The organism is Streptomyces hyderabadensis (genome assembly GCF_020404845.1).
GTDB classification, from domain to species: domain Bacteria; phylum Actinomycetota; class Actinomycetes; order Streptomycetales; family Streptomycetaceae; genus Streptomyces; species Streptomyces hyderabadensis.
In genome coordinates, this window is record NZ_JAIOJZ010000043.1 from 52,622 (window position 1) to 70,470 (window position 17,849).

Below are 17,849 nucleotides of genomic sequence, written 5' to 3' on the forward strand. Positions count from 1 at the left end.
CCGGGGAGGCGAGACCGGCCCAGACCGTACGTGCGCACGCACGCGCCCGTACGCTCAGGCCGGTTCCGCCCGGGCCGTCTGCCCCGCTTCCGCCTGCGCCGGTTGCGCCTCCTGCGCCGTCGTCGCCACCGCCCGCTCCAGCGCGCGCAGGAAGCCGTCCGTCGTCGTCCGGTCCCGCACCGCCAGGCGCAGCCACCCCTCGCCCAGCCCCGGGAACGTGTCCCCGCGCCGGACGGCGTACCCGAGTTCGCGCAACCGGCGGCGTACGGCGGACGCGTGCGGGACGCCGACCAGGACGAAGGGCCCCTCGGCCGGTCCGGCGACCCGCACCCCGGCACCGGCGAACCGCGCCAGCCCGGCGACCAGACGGTCCCGGTCGGCGGCGATGCGGTGGGCGGCGTGGGCGGCCTCCGCCAGCGCCCGCGGCGCCACGCACGCCTCGGCCGCCGCCAGCGCGGGCGTGGACACCGGCCACAGCGGCTGGGCGCGCGCCAGCTCGCCGACCGTCTCCGGGTCCGCCAGCACGTACCCGATGCGCAGCCCCGCAAGGCCCCACGTCTTGGTGAGGCTGCGCAGGACGACGAGCCCCGGCACGTCCGTCCGCCCGGCCAGCGCCTCCCGCTCGCCCGGCACCGCGTCCATGAACGCCTCGTCCACGACCAGCGTCCGGCCCGGCCGGGCCAGCGAGCCGAGCACGTCCGCCGGGTGCAGCACCGAGGTCGGGTTCGTCGGGTTGCCGACCACCACCAGGTCGGCGTCCTTAGGGACGGCGGCGGGGTCGAGGCGGAAGCCGTCCGCCGCCCGCAGCAGCACCCGGCCGACCGTGTGCCCCGCGTCCCGCAGCGCCGCCTCGGGCTCGGTGAACTGCGGGTGCACCACGACCGGCCGGCGCACCTTCAGCGCCCGCGCCAGCAGCACGAACGCCTCCGCCGCCCCCGCCGTCAGCAGCACCCGCTCCACCGGCAGCCCGTGCCGCGCCGCCACCGCCGCCCGCGCGGCCCGCCCGTCCGGATAGGCGGCGAGCGAGCCGAGCGAGGCGGCGACGTGCTCACGCAGCCAGGCCGGGGGAGTGTCCGCGCGGACGTTCACCGCGAGGTCCACCAGCGCCGAACCGTCGTCGCGCACCTCGGCGTCCCCGTGGTGCCGCAGGTCCGGACCGCCGGGATCAGTGTGCGTGAGAGTGTGCGTGTCCATGCCCGTGATGGTGCCCGTGGTGGTGGTCGCCGTCGTCGTCGGGGTGGAAGTGCGGCTGCTGCGGCAGCCCCACCTTGTCCTCGAACCCCGGCAGCGCGATCCGGTACACGCAGCTGTCGCAGTTCATCCGGAGATCGCCCTTCACCGCCTCCTCGTACCGCTCCCACACCAGGTCCAGCAGCTCCGGCTCGGGACCGATCACGTCCGCCGACCGCACCTCCGTCTCCGGGTGCGCGGCGGCCCACTCCTCGGTCTGGTGCCGGACCCGGTCCGGGAGGATGCCGGTGAACAGGAAGTACGGCAGCGCCACGACCCGCCGCGCCCCCAGCCGCGCGCACCGGTCCAGGCCGCCCGGCACGTCCGGCTTCGCCAGCGACACGAACGCCGTCTCCACGGCCGCGTAACCGCGCCCCTCCCACAGCAGCCGCGCCGCCTTGAACACCTCGGCGTTGGCGTCCGGGTCCGTCGACCCGCGCCCCACCAGCAGCACCGTCACCTCGGCGGGGTCCCAGGCCGGGTCGACCGCCTCCGCGAGGCGCCGCTCCAGCACCCGCAGCAGCGCCGGGTGCGGGCCCAGCGGGCGGCCGTAGGTGTAGGAGATGCCGGGGTGGCGCTCCTTCTCGCGGGACAGCGCCGCCGGGATGTCGCCCTTGGCGTGCCCGGCGGACACCAGCATCAGCGGCACCGCGGCGAACCGCCGCACACCGCGCTCCACCAGCTCCGTGACCGCATCGCCCAGGGGCGGCGGGGACAGCTCGATGAAACCGCCCGCGACGGGCAGTTCGGGGTGGCGTCGGCCCAGCTCGCGCACGAAGTCGCGGAACGCCTCGGCTCCGGCCTCGTCCCGGGTGCCGTGTCCGGCGATGAGCAGGGCGGGCGGGGTCGTCACAGGTTCTCCTCGGGGTTCTCGGATTCGGACGTCCCGGACCCGCGGGTCCGGGCAGGTGCGGCAGGGGAGCGGCGGGTCGCCGGGTCCTCCTGCCAGCGGTAGCCGCGCGGCGTCACCATGCGCCCGGCGATCTGGCGGGTCGCGGTGTTGCCCACCGTGACGACCGTCATCATGTCGACGGTCGCCGGGTCGAGCGCGGCGAGCGTGGACAGGCGGCTCGACTCGTCGGCGCGCGAGGCGTTGCGCACCACCCCCACCGGAGTCGCCGGCCCGCGGTGCTCGGCGAGGATCGCCAGCGCCTTCGGCAGCTGCCAGTCGCGGCCCCGGCTGCGCGGGTTGTAGAACGTCACGACCAGGTCCGCCTCGGCCGCCGCCCGCACCCGGCGTTCGATGACCTCCCACGGCGTGTGCAGGTCGGACAGGCTGATCGACACGTGGTCGTGGCCCAGCGGCGCGCCCAGGATCGCCCCGGCCGCCAGCGCCGCCGTCACGCCCGGCACTCCGACCACGTCGATGTCGTCGGACGCCTCGGCCAGCGCGGGCGAGGCCATCGCGTACACCCCGGCGTCCCCGCTGCCGATCAGCGCGACGGCGTGGCCGCGCCGGGCCTCCTCGACGGCCGTCCGGGCCCGCTCCTCCTCCGCGCCGAGCCCCGACTCCAGCACCCGCGTGCCGGGCCGCAGCAGATCGCGGATCTGGTCGACGTACTGGTCGAGCCCGACCAGCACCGACGCCCGCCGCAGCTCCGCCCGGGCCCGCGGCGTCACCAGGTCCCGGGCGCCCGGCCCGAGCCCGACCACCGCGAGCCGCCCGCGCCCCGGACGCCGCACGACCGCGCAGGTCGCCATCGCGGGCACCGCCGCCGACTTCCGCTTGGGCACGAGGAGTTCACCCCCGCGGATCAGGGCCGCCGCCTCCGCGACCGACGCGGTGCCCACGGCCGCCAGCGGCGCGTCCGAGGGGTTGGGCACCTCGACGCCCGCCAGCTCCTCGGCCGGGTACGTCACCAGGGGCACGCCCAGCCGCTCGGCGGCGCCGACGATCCCGGGCTCCTCCGCCTTGACGTCCACCGTGGCCAGCTCGGCGACCGACGCGGCGGACAGCCCCGCCTCGCGCAGGGCCCCCTCCACCAGCCCGAGCACCTCGTCCACCGGCGCCCCCCGGGACGCGCCGACCCCGACGACCAGGGACGGCGGTCGCAGGACGACCTCGCCCCCGGCAGGCTGCACCGCACGGTCCGTCACCCGGATGCCGTACGCCCCTTCGGCGGTGACCGGCAGCGGCGGCAGCGGCCAGGCCACCTCGGCCCGCAGTGCCACCGGCTCGCCGTCCAGCAGCGCCCGCGACACCCCGGCGACGTCGCCCTCCACGGGCAGCCCCAGCGTGTCCAGACCGGCCAGCCCGACCGCGTCGGTCGCCGTCGTCACCACCGGCTGAGCACCCAGCACCTCGCCGACCGCGCGGGCGAGTTCGTTCGCGCCGCCCCCGTGCCCGCCGACCAGCGACACGGCGAACCGCCCGCCCTCGTCGACGCACACCACACCCGGGTCGGTGCGCTTGTCGTCCAGCAGCGGTGCCACGAGCCGGACCACGGCCCCCGTGGCCAGGAAGCACACCAGCCGCTCGCACTCGGCGAACGCGGTCCGCACGGCGTCCGCGACCGGACCCTCGTACACCCGCGTGCGGTCCGGCCACGCCGCGGCCAGCCGGTCGCGCGCCGCCGCTCCCGCCGCCGTGGCGGAAATCAGGCCGATCAAGGGGCAACTCCTTCGGTACGGCCGTGCGGCCTGACGCCCCACAGCAGGAAGACGGGATTGGTGGCCGCGAGCCGGGTCACGTCCCCCGGCAGCGGCGCGAGCCGCGAGGACTGCAGCAGCACCCCGTCGCAGTCGAAACCGGCGCCCAGCAGCGCCTCGCGGGCCGCCGGCACCCGGTCGAGGGCGGCCACGGCGACGACCACCGCGCGCCGGGCCCGGCGCGCGCACGCGGCGACGATCGCGGGCAGCTCGCGCCCGCCACCGCCCACGAACACCGCGTCCGGGTCCTCGTCCAGGTCGGACAGCGCCGCGGGCGCCGCCCCGTGCACCACCCGCACGTCGACCCCGTGCGCGGCGGCGTTGGCACGGACCCGCCCGACCCCGTCCGGCGTCTTCTCGACGGCGGTGACGGCGGCGCCCAGCCGCGCGCACTCCACCGCCACCGACCCCGAGCCCGCGCCGACGTCCCACACCAGGTCGCCGGGGCGCGGCCCGAGCCGGGCCAGCGCCAGCGCCCGCACCTCGAACTTGGTGATCATGGAGTCGCGGTGGGCGAACTCCGCCTCTTCCAGCGCCCACCCGGCCGGCCCCGTCCGCGGCCCCGCCACCGCCCGCACCGGCCCCAGGGCCCGCGCCTCGTCCAGGCAGAGCACCACGCTCACCGCCGTCCCCCAGTCGCGTCCGGCAGCCTCGGCGGGCGTCACCCGCGCCACGCGCTCCTCGGCCGAGCCCAGTGCGGAGGCGACGACGAGCACCCGCCCGTCGTCCCGCAACGCGGCCCCCAGCTCCGCCGGACCCGCCCCCGGACCGGTCAGCACGGCGACCTTGGGATGCGCCCGGCACAGGTGCACCGCCGTCCTGAGGTCCCGCCCGTGCGCGCTCGCCACCACGGCGTCGTCCCACGGCAGCCCCACCCGCGCGAAGGCCGCGGCGACGGAGGAGACCCCCGGCCGCACGTCCAGCCGCTCGGCACCGAACCGCTCGGCCAGCGCCCGCACGATCCCGAAGAACCCCGGGTCACCCGAGGCCAGCACGGTCACCGGCCGCTCCTCGGCGACGTACTCCGCGACCGTGTCCAGGGCGGGCGCCAGCGCTCCGAGGACGACCGCCCGGGCCCCCTCCGGCAGCCGTACGGCGTCCAGGTGCCGGCGCCCGCCGACGACCAGCTCCGCACCGGCGGCGACGTCCCCCGCGGGAGCCGCACCCGGAGAGACACCCATCCCGACCACGGTGATCACGTGCTCGCACCCCGCTCGCGCAGCTCCCGGCGCGCCTCGGGGTCGGCCCTGCGATAGCCGTGGAAGTGCCCCGGGTGGTACAGGTGCGAGCGGGTGCCGTGCGCGGCCAGCGCCGGGCCGACCAGGAACAGGGTGTGCTTCCAGAGCTTGTGCTCCTTGACCGTCTCCTCCAGCGTCCCGATCGTGCACCGCACGACCAGCTCCTCCGGCCAGGTCGCCTGGTAGGCGACGACCACCGGCGTCTCGGTCGGATAACCGCCCTCCAGCAGCTCCCGCACCAACTGCCCACTGCGGGCCGCCGACAGGAAGACCGCCATGGTCGTCCCGTGCCTCGCGAACTCACGCACCTCCTCCCCGGGCGGCATCGGCGTCTTGCCCCCGCCGAGCCGGGTGAGGACCACCGACTGCGCCACCTCGGGGATCGTCAGCTCCCGCTGCGCGACCGCGGCCACCGCCGAGAACGCGGAGACACCGGGCACCACCTCGGTCGCGACGCCGATCTCCGCACACCGGTCGAGCTGCTCCTGCGTGCCGCCCCACAGCGCCGGGTCGCCGGAGTGGATGCGGGCCACCCGCAGACCCTCCTCGCGGGCCCGCCGGTACACGGCGACGACGTCCTCCAGCGACATCGTGGCCGAGTCCAGCACCTCGGCGTCCTCGCGCGCGTGCTGGAGCACCTCCGCCTGGACGAGGCTCGCCGCCCAGATCACCACGTCCGCCTCGGCGATGGCACGCGCCGCACGGAACGTCAGCAGATCGGCGGCGCCGGGACCGGCACCGACAAAGGTCACCTTGGCCTCGGAATCCATCGTTTTCGGTCCTCTCCTGTGCATCCTGCGCATATTTACTGCGGTTGCTGCTGTCGTACGCGCGTGAACGCGACGTGATCGGATACCAAAGGCCCATGGCGGTCTTCGTCGCGCTCGGCGCGTTCCTGATGACGCTGGCCGGCGGCTGGACGGCACAGCGCGTGACCGACCGGCGCCACCTGGTCCTGGGCCTGGCCGGCGGCCTCATGCTGGGCGTGGTCGGCCTCGACCTGCTGCCGGAGGCCCTGGAGGCGGCGGGCGACGAGGTGTTCGGCGTGCCCGAGGCACTGCTGCTCTTCGTCGCCGGATTCCTGCTCGCGCACCTCGTGGAACGCCTGCTGGCGGCCCGCCGCGCCGCACACGGCGCCGACGAGCACGGCCACCGCTCGCCCGAGGTGGGCCTGACGGCCGCGGCCGCGATGGTCGGGCACAGCGCGATGGACGGCGTCGCCATCGGCGCGGCCTTCCAGGTCGGCGGCGGCATGGGCGTGGCGGTCGCGCTGGCGGTGATCGCGCACGACTTCGCGGACGGCTTCAACACCTACACACTGACCAGCCTGTACGGCAACGCCCGCCGCCGCGCCATCGCGATGCTGGTGGCCGACGCGATCGCCCCCGTCCTCGGCGCGGCCTCCACCCTGCTCTTCACCATCCCGGAGGGAGCACTCGGCGCCTATCTCGGCCTCTTCGGCGGCGTGCTCCTCTACCTCGCCGCGGCCGAGATCCTCCCCGAGGCCCACCACGAACACCCCGCCCGCTCGACCCTGCTGTGCACGGTGGCCGGCGCGGCGTTCATCTGGCTGGTGGTGGGCATCGCCGAGTGAACGCCACGATCGAGGGGCGGTCACAGCTTCCCGCCCCGCCCGCCCTCGCGCCGCGCGGGCGCGATGAGCGTCGACAGATACGGCAGCGGCGCCCCGTCCAGCTCCCCGGCGGGCCGCACCGACTCCTCCGGCAGCCCCAGCGCCGACCCCCACACCGCGTCTGCCAGCCGCCCGCTCTCCCGCAGCGCCTCGGCCACCTCGGCCGCCTGCCGGCCGAACTTGTACGCGACGACCGTGCCCGGCCCGTGCAACGCCTCCTTGAGCACGGCGGCCCCCGCCGTGACCGGCACCAGCGTCAACGGCTCGGTCCCCTCGGTCAGCACGGCCCCCGACCGCGCCGCGAGGTCCTGCATGGCGGTGATCCCCGGCACGGTCTCCACGACCGTCCCCGGCACCAGCACCCCGACGGTCTGCGCGAGATAGGTGAACGTCGAGTACACGTTGGGATCCCCGATGGTCGCGAAGGCGACGGAGGCATGCGCCCGCAGCAGCCCGGCGACCCGCTCCCCGGCCGCGTCCCAGGCAGCCTCCCGCCGCGCCCGGTCGGTGCGCTCGTTCAACGCGAACACCACCCGCACGACCTTCTCGGCGCCCACGTAGTGCAGCACGGTCGCCTCGGCGCGCCCGCGCTCTCCCGTGTCCATCACCGGCACGACCACGACATCGGCGTCCCGCAACGCGTTGACGCCCTTCACGGTCACCAGCTCCGGATCCCCGGGCCCGACCCCCACCCCGATCAGCCTGCTGCTCATGACGTCCGGCACCTCTCCACGAACCGACGGGCGACACCGGGCTCGGCCGCCCAGTGCGTGTGCAGATAACTCGCGTGCACACCGCGCTCCACGAATCCCTCGACGCGCCGCTCGGGCGCCCGCACCCCCCAGGCCGGCGCCGCGCCGGCCCCCGGCTCCACCACCGTCCGGTGGAACTCGTGCCCCCGCAGCCGCGTCCCCGCCCCGGCCAGCACGCTGTCGGACACGGCCACGGCGTCCCGGTAGCCGAGGGTCAACCGCTTGGACATCCGCGCGGAGGCGTCCAGCACCCCGCACATCGGCAACCCGTCCAGTTCCCGGCACAGATACAGCAGCCCCGCACACTCGGCGGCGACCGGAGCACCGCTCGACGCCAGCTCGGCGACGGACTTCCGCAGCCCCTCGTTGGCGGACAGCTCGGCGGCGTACACCTCGGGGAACCCGCCCCCGATCACCAGCCCGGCGGTCCCCGCGGGCAACTCCTCGTCCCGCAACGGATCGAAGGTGACGACCTCGGCCCCGGCGGCGGCGAGCAACTCGGTGTGCTCGGCGTAGGAGAAGGTGAAGGCGGCCCCGCCGGCGACGGCGACACGCGCCTTCAGCCCGTCCGGCGCTTGAGGACGAGGCCCGTTCAGGGCCGAAAGCGGGGGTCCGGGGGCGGCAGCCCCCGGGGTAGGGACGGGAAGGGGCGGCGGGGGCGGGGAAACCAAGGCCTCACCCGCGTCCCAAGCCGCACAGGACAACGCACCGGCACTACGCGCCAGCCCGACCAACGCCTCCAGATCACACCCGTCGGCGACCTGCGCGGCCATCGCCGCAACCGCCTCCACCGCCTGCGCACCCCGCTCGGCCACAGGAACCAACCCCAGATGCCGCGACGGCACGTCGACCCGCGCGGCCCGCCGCAACACCCCCAGCACCGGCACCCCGACGGAGTCCAGCGCCTCCCGCAGCAACCCCTCGTGCCGATCCGAGGCGACCTTGTTCAGGATCACGCCCCCGACCCGCACCTCCGGGTCCCAGGACACGAACCCGTGCACCAGCGCCGCCACCGACCGCGACTGCGACGAGGCGTCCACGACGAGCACGACGGGCGCCCGCAACAACTTGGCGACCTGCGCGGTGGACGCGAGTTCGCCCTCGCCCGCCGCCCCGTCGTACAGCCCCATCACACCCTCGACCACGGCGATGTCGCACCCGCGCGCCCCGTGCCGGAACAACGGCCCGATCAGCTCGGGCCCGCACAGGTACGCGTCGAGGTTGCGCCCCACCCGTCCGGTCGCGAGCGCGTGGTACCCGGGGTCGATGTAGTCCGGCCCGACCTTGTGCGGCGACACGGCGAGCCCGCGCCCGGCGAGCGCGGCCATCAGCCCGGTGGCGACGGTGGTCTTGCCGCTCCCCGAGGAGGGCGCGGCGACGACCAGCCGGGGCACGGAGGAAGGCGAGGTCACCACTCGATGCCCCTCTGCCCCTTCTGCCCCGCGTCCATCGGATGCTTGACCTTGGACATGTCGGTGACGAGATCGGCGAAGTCCACGAGGGCCTCGGGTGCGTTCCGCCCGGTGATCACGACGTGCTGGGTCCCGGGCCGCTCCCGCAGCACGGACACCACCTCGTCGGTGTCGACCCATCCCCAGTGCATCGGGTAGGCGAACTCGTCCAGCACGTACAGCTTGTACGTCTCGGCGGCCAGGTCCCGCTTGACCTGCGCCCAGCCCTCCCGGGCCTTCTCCTCGTTGTCCAGCTGGGCGTCGCGCTGGACCCAGGACCAGCCCTCGCCCATCTTGTGCCAGTCGACCGACCCGCCCTGGCCGCTGGCGCCCAGCACCCGCAGCGCGTTCTCCTCGCCGACCTTCCACTTCGCCGACTTGACGAACTGGAACACCCCGATCGGCCAGCCCTGGTTCCAGGCCCGCAGCGCCAGCCCGAAGGCGGCGGTGGACTTGCCCTTCCCGATGCCGGTGTGCACGACGACCAGCGGACGATTGCGCCGCTGACGGGTGGTCAGCCCGTCGTCCGGCACGACACTCGGCTTGCCCTGCGGCACTACGCGGCCCTCCTGCTGCCCTGAACGTCCTTGACCAGCCCGGCGATCGAGTCCGCCCGCAGCTCGTCCAGCGTCACCGCCGTACCGCCCAGCTCACCCGCGAGCCGCCCGGCGAGCCCGAGTCGCACCGGCCCCGACTCGCAGTCCACGACGACGGAGGCGGTGCCCTCGGCGGCGAACAGCCGCGCGGCACGCGAGGCGAGCGCGACGGGCTCCGGACCGCCCGTGGCCCGGCCGTCGGTCACGACGACCACCAGCGGCCGGCGAGCCGGATCCCGCAACCGCTCCACCCGCAGCACCTCGTGCGCGCGCAGCAGCCCGGCCGCGAGCGGCGTACGCCCGCCCGTCGGCAGCGACTCCAGCCGCACCGCCGCCGCGTCCACCGACGAGGTCGGCGGCAGCGCCACCTCGGCCGCCGAACCCCGGAAGGTCACCAGCCCCACCTTGTCCCGCCGCTGGTACGCGTCCAGCAGCAGCGACAGCACGGCACCCTTGACGGCGCTCATCCGCTGCCGCGCGGCCATCGACCCGGAGGCGTCGACGACGAACAGCACGAGGTTGGACTCGTGCCCCTCGCGCACCGCCTGCCTCAGATCGTCCCGGCGCACCACCAGCCCCGGACCTCTGCGGCCCCGCGCCCGCTGGTGCGGTGCGGCGGCCTGCACGGTGGCGGCCAGGTGCAGCTTGGTCAGGGCACCCCGCGGCCGCCGGGCGCCCGTGGTCCGCCCCTGCTCGCTCCGTGCCCGCGAACGCCGCCCGGCGGCACCCTCGCCCAGCCCCGGCACGCTGAGCACCTTGGTCCGGAACGGCTCGGCAGCCCGCGCGGGGGACTGCTCACCGGCGCCACCGGAGGGCTGCGGCTCGCCACCCTCTGCGGCCTCGGGCCGCGCGGCGGTGTCCCCGTCCCCCCGGGGCGCGTCGTCGGGCTCGGGCTGCCCGCCGGGACCGCCGCCGGGGCCGGGGTCCGGATCGTCGTCGCCGTCGCCGTCGTCCTGCCCGCCGAACTCCTCCAGCGTCTCGTCCAGCTTGTCCTCGTCCAGCCCGGGGGCGTCGAACGGATTGCGCCGCCGCCGGTGGGGCAGCGCGAGCAGCGCCGCCTGCCGTACGTCCTCCGCCAGCACCTCCGTCCGCCCGGCCCACGCCGCCAGCGCGGTCGCCGTCCGGGCCATCACGATGTCGGCCCGCATGCCGTCCACCTCGAAGGCGGCACAGGTCGCCGCGATCTGCCGCAATGCCCCGTCGCCCAGCCGCACCGAGGGCAGCAGCTCCCGCGCCGCCACGATCCGCGCCCGTACGGCGGCCTCCTCGTCGGCCCAGCGCGCGGCGAATGCGGCCGGGTCGTCGTCGTACGCCAGCCGACGCCGTACGACCTCGACGCGCTGGTCGGGCTCGCGCGAGGCGGCGACCTCGACGGTGAGGCCGAAGCGGTCCAGCAACTGCGGCCGCAGCTCGCCCTCTTCGGGGTTCATGGTGCCGACCAGCAGGAACCGCGCCGCGTGCCGCACCGAGACGCCCTCGCGCTCGACGTAGGAGGCGCCCATCGCGGCGGCGTCCAACAGCAGGTCCACGAGGTGGTCGTGGAGGAGGTTGACCTCGTCGACGTACAGGATCCCGCGGTGCGCGTCGGCCAACAGGCCCGGTTCGAAGGCTTTGACGCCCTCCGCCAGCGCCCGCTCGATGTCCAGGGCGCCGACCAGCCGGTCCTCGGAGGCCCCGACGGGCAGTTCGACCATCCGCGCGGGGCGCGAGACGAAGGCACCCGGCTCGTGCGGGCCGTCCGGGCACCCCGGGTCGGGAGAGTCGGGGTCACACGAGAACCGGCACCCGGAGACGACGTCCACCTCCGGCATCAGCGCCGACAGCGCCCGCACGGCCGTGCTTTTCGCGGTGCCCTTCTCCCCACGGACCAGCACACCGCCGACGGCCGGGGAAACCGCGTTCAGCAGCAGCGCGAGCCGCAGGTCGTCCTGGCCCACGACGGCCGTGAACGGGAACGGGGTACTCACTTGTCGTCACCTTCCAGATCGCCTTCGAGCTCCAGATACGTGGCACGCAGCCGCTCCAGCGTCTCCGCGTCCGGCTCCGCCCACAGCCCGCGGTCGGCCGCCTCCAGCAGCCTTTCCGTGATGCCGCGCAGCGCCCACGGGTTGGACTTCTTCATGAAGTCCCGGTTCTCCGGGGCGAAGACGTACTCGGCGCTGAGCCGCTCGTACATCCAGTCGTCCACGACCCCGGCCGTGGCGTCGTAGCCGAAGAGGTAGTCGACGGTCGCCGCCATCTCGAAGGCGCCCTTGTAGCCGTGCCTGCGCATGGCCGCCATCCACCGTGGATTGACGACCCGCGCGCGGAAGACCCGGTGCGTCTCCTCGCCCAACGTGCGCGTCTTCACCTGGTCCGGAGTCGCGGAATCCCCGACGTACGCCTCCGGGCTCTCGCCCGTCAGATGGCGCACCATCGCCACCATGCCGCCGTGGTACTGGAAGTAGTCGTCGGCGTCGACGAGATCGTGCTCGCGGGTGTCGACATTCTTCGCCGCCACCGCGATCCGCCGGAACGCCGTCTCCATGTCGCCGCGGGCCGGCCGCCCGTCGAGCCCGCGCCCGTAGGCGTAGCCGCCCCACACCGCGTACACCTCGGCGAGATCCGCGTCGCTGCGCCAGTTGCGGGCGTCGATCAGCGGCAGCAGACCCGCGCCGTAGGCGCCCGGCTTGGAGCCGAAGATGCGGGAGGTGGCCCGGCGCCGGTCGCCGTGCTCGGCGGTGTCCTCGTCGGCGTGCGCGCGGACGAAGTTCTGCGAGGCGGGCTCGGCCAGCTCCGCCACCGCCCGCACCGCGTCGTCGATCAGCCCCACCACGTGCGGGAACGCGTCCCGGAAGAAGCCCGAGATGCGCACCGTGACGTCCACGCGCGGCCGGCCCAGCTCCGCGAGCGGCACCACCTCGAAGCCCGTCACCCGGCGCGAGGCGTCGTCCCAGAGCGGGCGGCAGCCCAGCAGCGCCAGGATCTCGGCGATGTCGTCGCCCTGGGTGCGCATCGCGGACGTGCCCCACACCGTGAGGCCGACGGACTTCGGGTACTCACCGGTGTCGGTCAGGTACCGCTGGATCAGTGAGTCCGCGAGTGACTGGCCCACCTCCCAGCTCAGCCGGGACGGGATCGCCTTCGGGTCGACGGAGTAGAAGTTGCGGCCGGTCGGCAGCACGTTGACCAGCCCGCGGGTCGGGGAGCCCGACGGTCCGGCCGGGACGTAACCGCCGTCCAGGGCCCGCAGGATGTGCCCGATCTCGTCCGTGGTCCGGGCGAGCCGCGGGACCACCTCCGTGCAGGCGAACTCCAGCACCGCGACCGCGTCGGGGAGTTCGGCGCCCAGCACGTCTCGCACCAGGCCCGCGGCCGCCGCGGTGTCCCAGGCCCGCAGCTCCATCCCTTCCGCCAGCCGCCGGCACAGCTGCTCCAGCAGGTCGATCGCGTCGGCCGCCGACCGGGCCGGGCCCTCCACCAGGTCTGTCAGCTCCACCGGCACCTTCACCGGGGCGCCCGGCTCGGCCAGCAGTTCCTTTTCCACCAGTCCGAAGTGCTCGGCCAGGGACGCCCTGAGGCCCGGCAGCGCGTTCGCCCGCCCGCCCCACACCTGTGAGGCGCGCAGCACCGCGAGGACCAGGTTGACGCGCGGCTCGCCGACCGGGCCGCCGCCCAGGACGTGCAGGCCGTCGCGGATCTGCACGTCCTTGATCTCGCACAGGTAGCCGTCGATGTGCATGACGAACTCGTCGAAGTCGTCGTCGTCCGGCTGGTCGTCCACGTGCAGGTCGTGGTGGAGTTCGGCGGCCTTGACCAGCGTCCAGATCTGCGCGCGGACCGCCGGTGCCTTCGTCGGGTCCAGGTCGGAGACGAGCGCGTACTCGTCCAGCAGCTGCTCCAGCTTCGCCAGGTCGCCGTAGGTGTCGGCGCGCGCCATCGGCGGGACCAGGTGGTCGACGACCGTGGCGTGCCCGCGGCGCTTGGCCTGGGTGCCCTCGCCGGGGTCGTTGACGATGAAGGGGTAGATCAGCGGCAGGTCGCCGAGGACCGCGTCCGGCGCGCAGCCGGCGCTCAGCCCCAGCCCCTTGCCCGGCAGCCACTCCATCGTGCCGTGCTTGCCCATGTGCACGATCGCGTCGGCGCCGAAGCTGTTCTCCAGCCAGCGGTAGGCGGCCAGGTAGTGGTGCGACGGCGGCATGTCCGGGTCGTGGTAGATCGCGATCGGGTTCTCGCCGAAGCCGCGCGGCGGCTGGATCATCACGACGACGTTCCCGAACCGCAGCGACGCCAGCACGATGTCGTCGCCGTCGACGTACAGCGACCCCGGCGGCTCGCCCCACGCCTCCCGCATGCCGTCCCGCAGCTCGGGGTCCAGCTTCTCGAACCAGGCCCGGTAGTCGGCCAGCGGAACCCGCGCGGGCGCCGCCGCCAACTGGTCCTCGGTCAGCCACTCCACGTCGTGACCGCCCGCCTCGATCAGCCGGTGGATCAGCTCGTCGCCCTCGGCCGGGTACTCGGTGACCCCGTAGCCCGCGTCCCGGAGCGCGTCCAGGACCCGCACCGCCGACGCCGGGGTGTCGAGACCGACCGCGTTGCCGACCCGGGAGTGCTTGGTCGGGTACGCCGTGAAGACCAGCGCGAGCTTCTTCTCGGCGTTCGGCTTGTGCCTGAGGGCCGCGTGCCGGACGGCGATCCCGGCCACCCGCCCGGCCCGCTCGGGGTCGGCGACGTAGACCGGCACGTCGTCCGGCCCCTGCTCCTTGAAGGAGAACGGCACCGTGACCAGCCGCCCGTCGAACTCCGGGATGGCCACCTGCATCGCCGCGTCCATCGGGGAGAGCGCGGCGTCGGAGGCCTCCCAGGCGGCCCGGGAGGAGGTGAGGCAGAGCCCTTGCAGCACCGGCACGTCCAGGTCGGCCAGCGCGCCGATGTCCCAGGCCTCCTCGTCACCGCCCGCCGAGGCCTGCGAGGCGTGCGTGCCGCCCGCCGCGAGGACGGTGGCGACGAGCGCGTCGGCCCGGCCCAGCAGCTCGTACAGCCCCGGGTCCGCGCCGCGCAGCGAACCGCAGTACACGGGCAGCGTGTTGGCGCCGCGCGCCTCGATCGCGGCGCACAGCGTGTCGACGAACGCGGTGTTGCCGCTCAGCTGGTGGGCGCGGTAGAAGAGCACGCCCACCGTCGGACGGCCGTCCACGAGGTCCGGGGAGCCGTGGACGCCGTACTCCGGCATCTTCCGCGGCTCCTCGAAGCCCTCGCCGGTCAGCAGCACCGTGTCCGACAGGAACCGGGCGAGCTGGGTGAGGTTGTCCGGCCCGCCCTCGACCAGGTAGCGCAGCGCCTGAGCCACCACCCCGGCGGGCACCGAGGACTCGGCCATCAGCTCCGCGTCCGGCACGCTCTCGCCGCCCAGCAGGACGGTCGGGATCCCGGCGGCCTTCAGCGCGGCGAGCCCGTCCTCCCAGGCGCGCTTGCCGCCCAGCAGCCGTACGACGGCGAGGTCCGCGCCCTCGACCAGGCCCGGCAGCTCCTCCCGGACGTCGACGCGGGTCGGGTTGCCGATCAGGTAGGCGGCCTCCGACGCGCGGGCCGCCAGGAGGTCCGTGTCGGCGGTCGACAACAACAACACTGTGCTCATGCGGGCGCTCCCGGTGGAATGAAGGGCAGTCCTTGCGGCGCGCCGGACTCGATGAGCCGCCACAGCGCGTCGGTGTCCGCGTGGTGTTCGATCAGGTCGCCGAGCCGGTCGAGCTGTTCCTCGCGCAGCGCGGCGAACGAGGTGCCGGGGGCGGGCACGAAGCGGCGGCCCGCGGCGGCGGCCACCTCGCGCAGGAACGCCCGCCGGAAGCCGTCCGACTCCAGCGAGCCGTGCCAGTGCGTGCCCCAGGTCTGGCCGACCCGGCAGCCGTCCAGGAAGGGCCGGCCGCCGGTCACCTCGGCGACCCCGTGGTGGATCTCGTACCCCTCGACGCGCTCGCCGAGGGCCTCGCCCACCGGCCGGGCGAGGGTCTTCTCGCGGGCGAACCGCACCCGCACGGGGAGCAGGCCGAGGCCGTCCACGTGTCCGGCGCGGGACTCGACCTCGTCCTCGATGTGCTCGCCGAGGAGCTGGAAGCCGCCGCAGATGCCGAGCACCGGCCGCTGCTCGGCGACCCTGCGCACGAGCGCGTCTGCCAGCCCTCGCTCGCGCAGCCACTGAAGGGCCCGGACCGTCCCCCGCGTGCCGGGCACGACGACGAGGTCCGCGTCGGCCAGCTCCTCCGGCCGGTCCACGAACCGCACCACGACGCCCGGTTCGGCGGCCAGCGCGTCCACGTCCGTGAAGTTGGACATCAGCGGGACCGCGCAGACGGCGACCCGCAGCACGTCCTCGCCGACCGGCGGCGCGACGGCCGACTCCCGCACCGTGCCGCGCAGCGAGACCCGCAGGCTGTCCTCCTCGTCGATGCCGAGCCCGTGCCGGAAGGGCAGTACGCCGTACGTCCGCCGCCCGGTGAGCCCGTGCAGCATGTCGAGCCCGGGCTCCAGGAGGGAGACGTCACCCCGGAACTTGTTCACCAGGAACCCGGCCACCAGTGCCTGGTCCTCGGGCGCCAGCAGCGCCACCGTGCCGAAGAAGGAGGCGAAGACGCCCCCGCGGTCGATGTCGCCGACGACCAGGACGGGGAGTCCGGCGCCCCGGGCGATCCCCATGTTCACGATGTCGGTGCGGCGCAGGTTGATCTCGGCCGGGCTGCCCGCCCCCTCGCAGATCACCGCGTCGTAGGCGGCGCGCAGTTCGGCCAGCGAGTCCAGCACGGTGCCGAGCAGCCGCTCCTGGCGCCCGCCGTGGTAGCCGCGCGCGCTCATCTCGCCGACCGGTCTGCCGAGCAGCACGACCTGGCTGCTGCGCTCCCCGCCGGGCTTGAGCAGCACGGGGTTCATGTGCGCGGTCGGCTCGATCCGGCAGGCCTGGGCCTGCATGGCCTGGGCCCGCCCGATCTCCGCGCCCTCGCGGGTCACGAAGGAGTTCAGCGACATGTTCTGCGCCTTGAAGGGCGCCACCTTCACGCCCTGCCGCACCAGCCAGCGGCAGATCCCGGCGGTGACGACGCTCTTGCCGGCGTCGGAGGTGGTGCCGGCGACGAGCAGGCCACCGTTCATGACGTACGTCCCTTCGTGATGCCCGGCTCCCGGACGGAGGCGGCGGCTCCGCGCGCGAGCAGCCGTGCGCCCGCGCACACGCCCAGCGCCAGCCAGCCCACGCGCCTCGACAGCCGTACGGCCCGGTCGATGTCGCCGGAGCCGGACGCCCGTACGGCGCGCCCCGCCGCCCCGTTGAGGACGGGCCGGTGCTCGACCCGCCCGCCGTAGGAGAGCGTCCCGCCCAGCCGCACGCCCAGGGCGCCCGCGAACGAGGCCTCCACGGGCCCGGCGTTGGGGCTCGGGTGCCGTGCGGCGTCCGCGCGCCAGGCCCGTACCGCGCCCCGCGGGTCGCCGCCGGCGACGGTGGTCAGTACGGCGGTGAGGCGGGCGCCGGGCCAGCCCGCGAGGTCGTCCAGGCGGGCCGAGGCCCAGCCGTAGCGGCGGTACCGGGGCGACTTGTGGCCGACCATGGCGTCCAGGGTGTTGACGGCCCGGAAGCCGAGCAGCCCGGGTACTCCGGCCACGGCGCCCCACACCAGCGCGCCCACCACCGCGTCCGAGGTGTTCTCGGCGACGGACTCCACGACGGCCCGGGCGATGCCGTCGGCGTCCAGCGCCTGCGGGTCCCGCCCGCACAGGTGCGGCAGCCGTGCCCGCGCCGCCTCGACGTCCCCGGACTCCAGGGCCCGGCCGATCGCGGTGGCCTCGCGGGCGAGCGAGGTGCCGCCGACCACGGCCCAGGTGGCCGCCCCGGTCAGGGCGACGGAGGCGGCGGGGGAGCGGCGTACGGCACGGGAGGCGGCCAGCCCGAGGGCGGCGGCGCCACCGGCGCACACGGCGGTGTGCAGGGCGCCCCGGCCCCGGTGGTCCCGCCACAGCACCCGTTCCACGGCGCCCGCGGCACGGCCGAACGCGGCGACCGGGTGTCCGCGGCGCGGGTCGCCGAGGAGGAGGTCGCCGAGGAGGCCGACGGCGGCGCCGTACGCGAAGACGCGTCCGGCACGCACGGGCTCAGCCGGTCACACGGTCGGGGAAGCACCTGGTACGGGGTGTGGGGCGGTGGCGGCAGCCGGGCATCGCGTCAGGTCCTCACTCAGGGTGTCCACGCCCTGGTTCGAAGAGTCCGGCGGTGAGAGTTCCTGGCTCCCGGGGACTCCTGTTCCCCGGTCACAGTGGCGGGACCGCGCCGGATTCGC

At 75.2% G+C, this 17,849-nt stretch carries 13 protein-coding genes; 1 reads left to right on the top strand and 12 read right to left on the bottom strand.

The features are described from left to right. Positions 1 to 54 precede the first annotated feature (54 nt). From cobC to cobM, 5 genes are read right to left on the bottom strand one after another with little or no spacing between them, the layout of a single operon-like run. Positions 55 to 1,194 (bottom strand): Rv2231c family histidinol phosphate aminotransferase CobC, encoded by a 1,140-nt coding sequence (cobC, locus tag K7854_RS27620; RefSeq protein WP_226029260.1) that lies wholly within the window; start codon positions 1,192 to 1,194, stop codon positions 55 to 57. Beyond that, positions 1,166 to 2,083: a sirohydrochlorin chelatase gene (locus K7854_RS27625; RefSeq protein WP_226029261.1), complete on the bottom strand. Its 918-nt coding sequence runs from the start codon at positions 2,081 to 2,083 to the stop codon at positions 1,166 to 1,168. The genes cobC and K7854_RS27625 overlap by 29 nt, the downstream gene beginning before the upstream one ends. Further along, the gene (gene cobJ, locus K7854_RS27630; protein ID WP_226029262.1) at positions 2,080 to 3,840 is read right to left on the bottom strand and encodes a precorrin-3B C(17)-methyltransferase; all 1,761 of its coding nucleotides are present in this window, start codon (positions 3,838 to 3,840) and stop codon (positions 2,080 to 2,082) included. Before cobJ ends, K7854_RS27625 begins: the two co-directional genes overlap by 4 nt. Further along, entirely contained in the window at positions 3,837 to 5,078 is a 1,242-nt protein-coding gene (gene cbiE, locus K7854_RS27635) for a precorrin-6y C5,15-methyltransferase (decarboxylating) subunit CbiE (RefSeq protein ID WP_226029263.1), read from the bottom strand. Before cbiE ends, cobJ begins: the two co-directional genes overlap by 4 nt. Next, positions 5,075 to 5,887 carry a precorrin-4 C(11)-methyltransferase gene (gene cobM / locus K7854_RS27640; RefSeq protein WP_226029264.1) on the bottom strand — a complete coding sequence of 271 codons (813 nt, stop codon included), beginning with the start codon at positions 5,885 to 5,887 and terminating at the stop codon, positions 5,075 to 5,077. The genes cbiE and cobM overlap by 4 nt, the downstream gene beginning before the upstream one ends. A gap of 95 nt (positions 5,888 to 5,982) precedes the next feature. Between cobM and K7854_RS27645 the strand changes: the two genes are divergently transcribed. Further along, positions 5,983 to 6,711 carry a ZIP family metal transporter gene (locus tag K7854_RS27645; protein ID WP_226029265.1) on the top strand — a complete coding sequence of 243 codons (729 nt, stop codon included), beginning with the start codon at positions 5,983 to 5,985 and terminating at the stop codon, positions 6,709 to 6,711. A 20-nt stretch (positions 6,712 to 6,731) separates the two neighbouring features. Here the strand turns inward: K7854_RS27645 and cobI are convergent, their stop codons facing one another. The 7 genes from cobI to K7854_RS27680 are packed head-to-tail and all read right to left on the bottom strand — an operon-like array spanning position 6,732 to position 17,660. Continuing rightward, entirely contained in the window at positions 6,732 to 7,463 is a 732-nt protein-coding gene (gene cobI, locus K7854_RS27650) for a precorrin-2 C(20)-methyltransferase (RefSeq protein ID WP_226029266.1), read from the bottom strand. Next, positions 7,460 to 8,917 (bottom strand): cobyrinic acid a,c-diamide synthase CobB, encoded by a 1,458-nt coding sequence (locus K7854_RS27655; protein WP_226029267.1) that lies wholly within the window; start codon positions 8,915 to 8,917, stop codon positions 7,460 to 7,462. Before K7854_RS27655 ends, cobI begins: the two co-directional genes overlap by 4 nt. Then, positions 8,911 to 9,510 (bottom strand): cob(I)yrinic acid a,c-diamide adenosyltransferase, encoded by a 600-nt coding sequence (gene cobO, locus K7854_RS27660; protein ID WP_226029268.1) that lies wholly within the window; start codon positions 9,508 to 9,510, stop codon positions 8,911 to 8,913. The genes K7854_RS27655 and cobO overlap by 7 nt, the downstream gene beginning before the upstream one ends. Further along, positions 9,510 to 11,516: a putative cobaltochelatase gene (locus K7854_RS27665; protein WP_226029269.1), complete on the bottom strand. Its 2,007-nt coding sequence runs from the start codon at positions 11,514 to 11,516 to the stop codon at positions 9,510 to 9,512. Before K7854_RS27665 ends, cobO begins: the two co-directional genes overlap by 1 nt. Then, entirely contained in the window at positions 11,513 to 15,166 is a 3,654-nt protein-coding gene (gene cobN, locus K7854_RS27670; RefSeq protein ID WP_226029270.1) for a cobaltochelatase subunit CobN, read from the bottom strand. Before cobN ends, K7854_RS27665 begins: the two co-directional genes overlap by 4 nt. Next, the gene (locus K7854_RS27675) at positions 15,163 to 16,671 is read right to left on the bottom strand and encodes a cobyric acid synthase (RefSeq protein ID WP_226029271.1); all 1,509 of its coding nucleotides are present in this window, start codon (positions 16,669 to 16,671) and stop codon (positions 15,163 to 15,165) included. Before K7854_RS27675 ends, cobN begins: the two co-directional genes overlap by 4 nt. Continuing rightward, entirely contained in the window at positions 16,668 to 17,660 is a 993-nt protein-coding gene (locus K7854_RS27680; RefSeq protein ID WP_226029272.1) for a cobalamin biosynthesis protein, read from the bottom strand. Before K7854_RS27680 ends, K7854_RS27675 begins: the two co-directional genes overlap by 4 nt. Positions 17,661 to 17,849: the final 189 nt, after the last annotated feature.

Excerpts from the sequence above, each read along its gene's own strand:
- cobI (WP_226029266.1), bottom strand. The coding sequence starts at position 7,463 with ATGAGCAGCAGGCTGATCGGGGTGGGGGTCGGGCCCGGGGATCCGGAG.
- cobC (WP_226029260.1), bottom strand. The coding sequence starts at position 1,194 with ATGGACACGCACACTCTCACGCACACTGATCCCGGCGGTCCGGACCTG.
- cobM (WP_226029264.1), bottom strand. The coding sequence starts at position 5,887 with ATGGATTCCGAGGCCAAGGTGACCTTTGTCGGTGCCGGTCCCGGCGCC.
- K7854_RS27645 (WP_226029265.1), top strand. The coding sequence starts at position 5,983 with ATGGCGGTCTTCGTCGCGCTCGGCGCGTTCCTGATGACGCTGGCCGGC.
- cobN (WP_226029270.1), bottom strand. The coding sequence starts at position 15,166 with ATGAGCACAGTGTTGTTGTTGTCGACCGCCGACACGGACCTCCTGGCG.
- K7854_RS27675 (WP_226029271.1), bottom strand. The coding sequence starts at position 16,671 with ATGAACGGTGGCCTGCTCGTCGCCGGCACCACCTCCGACGCCGGCAAG.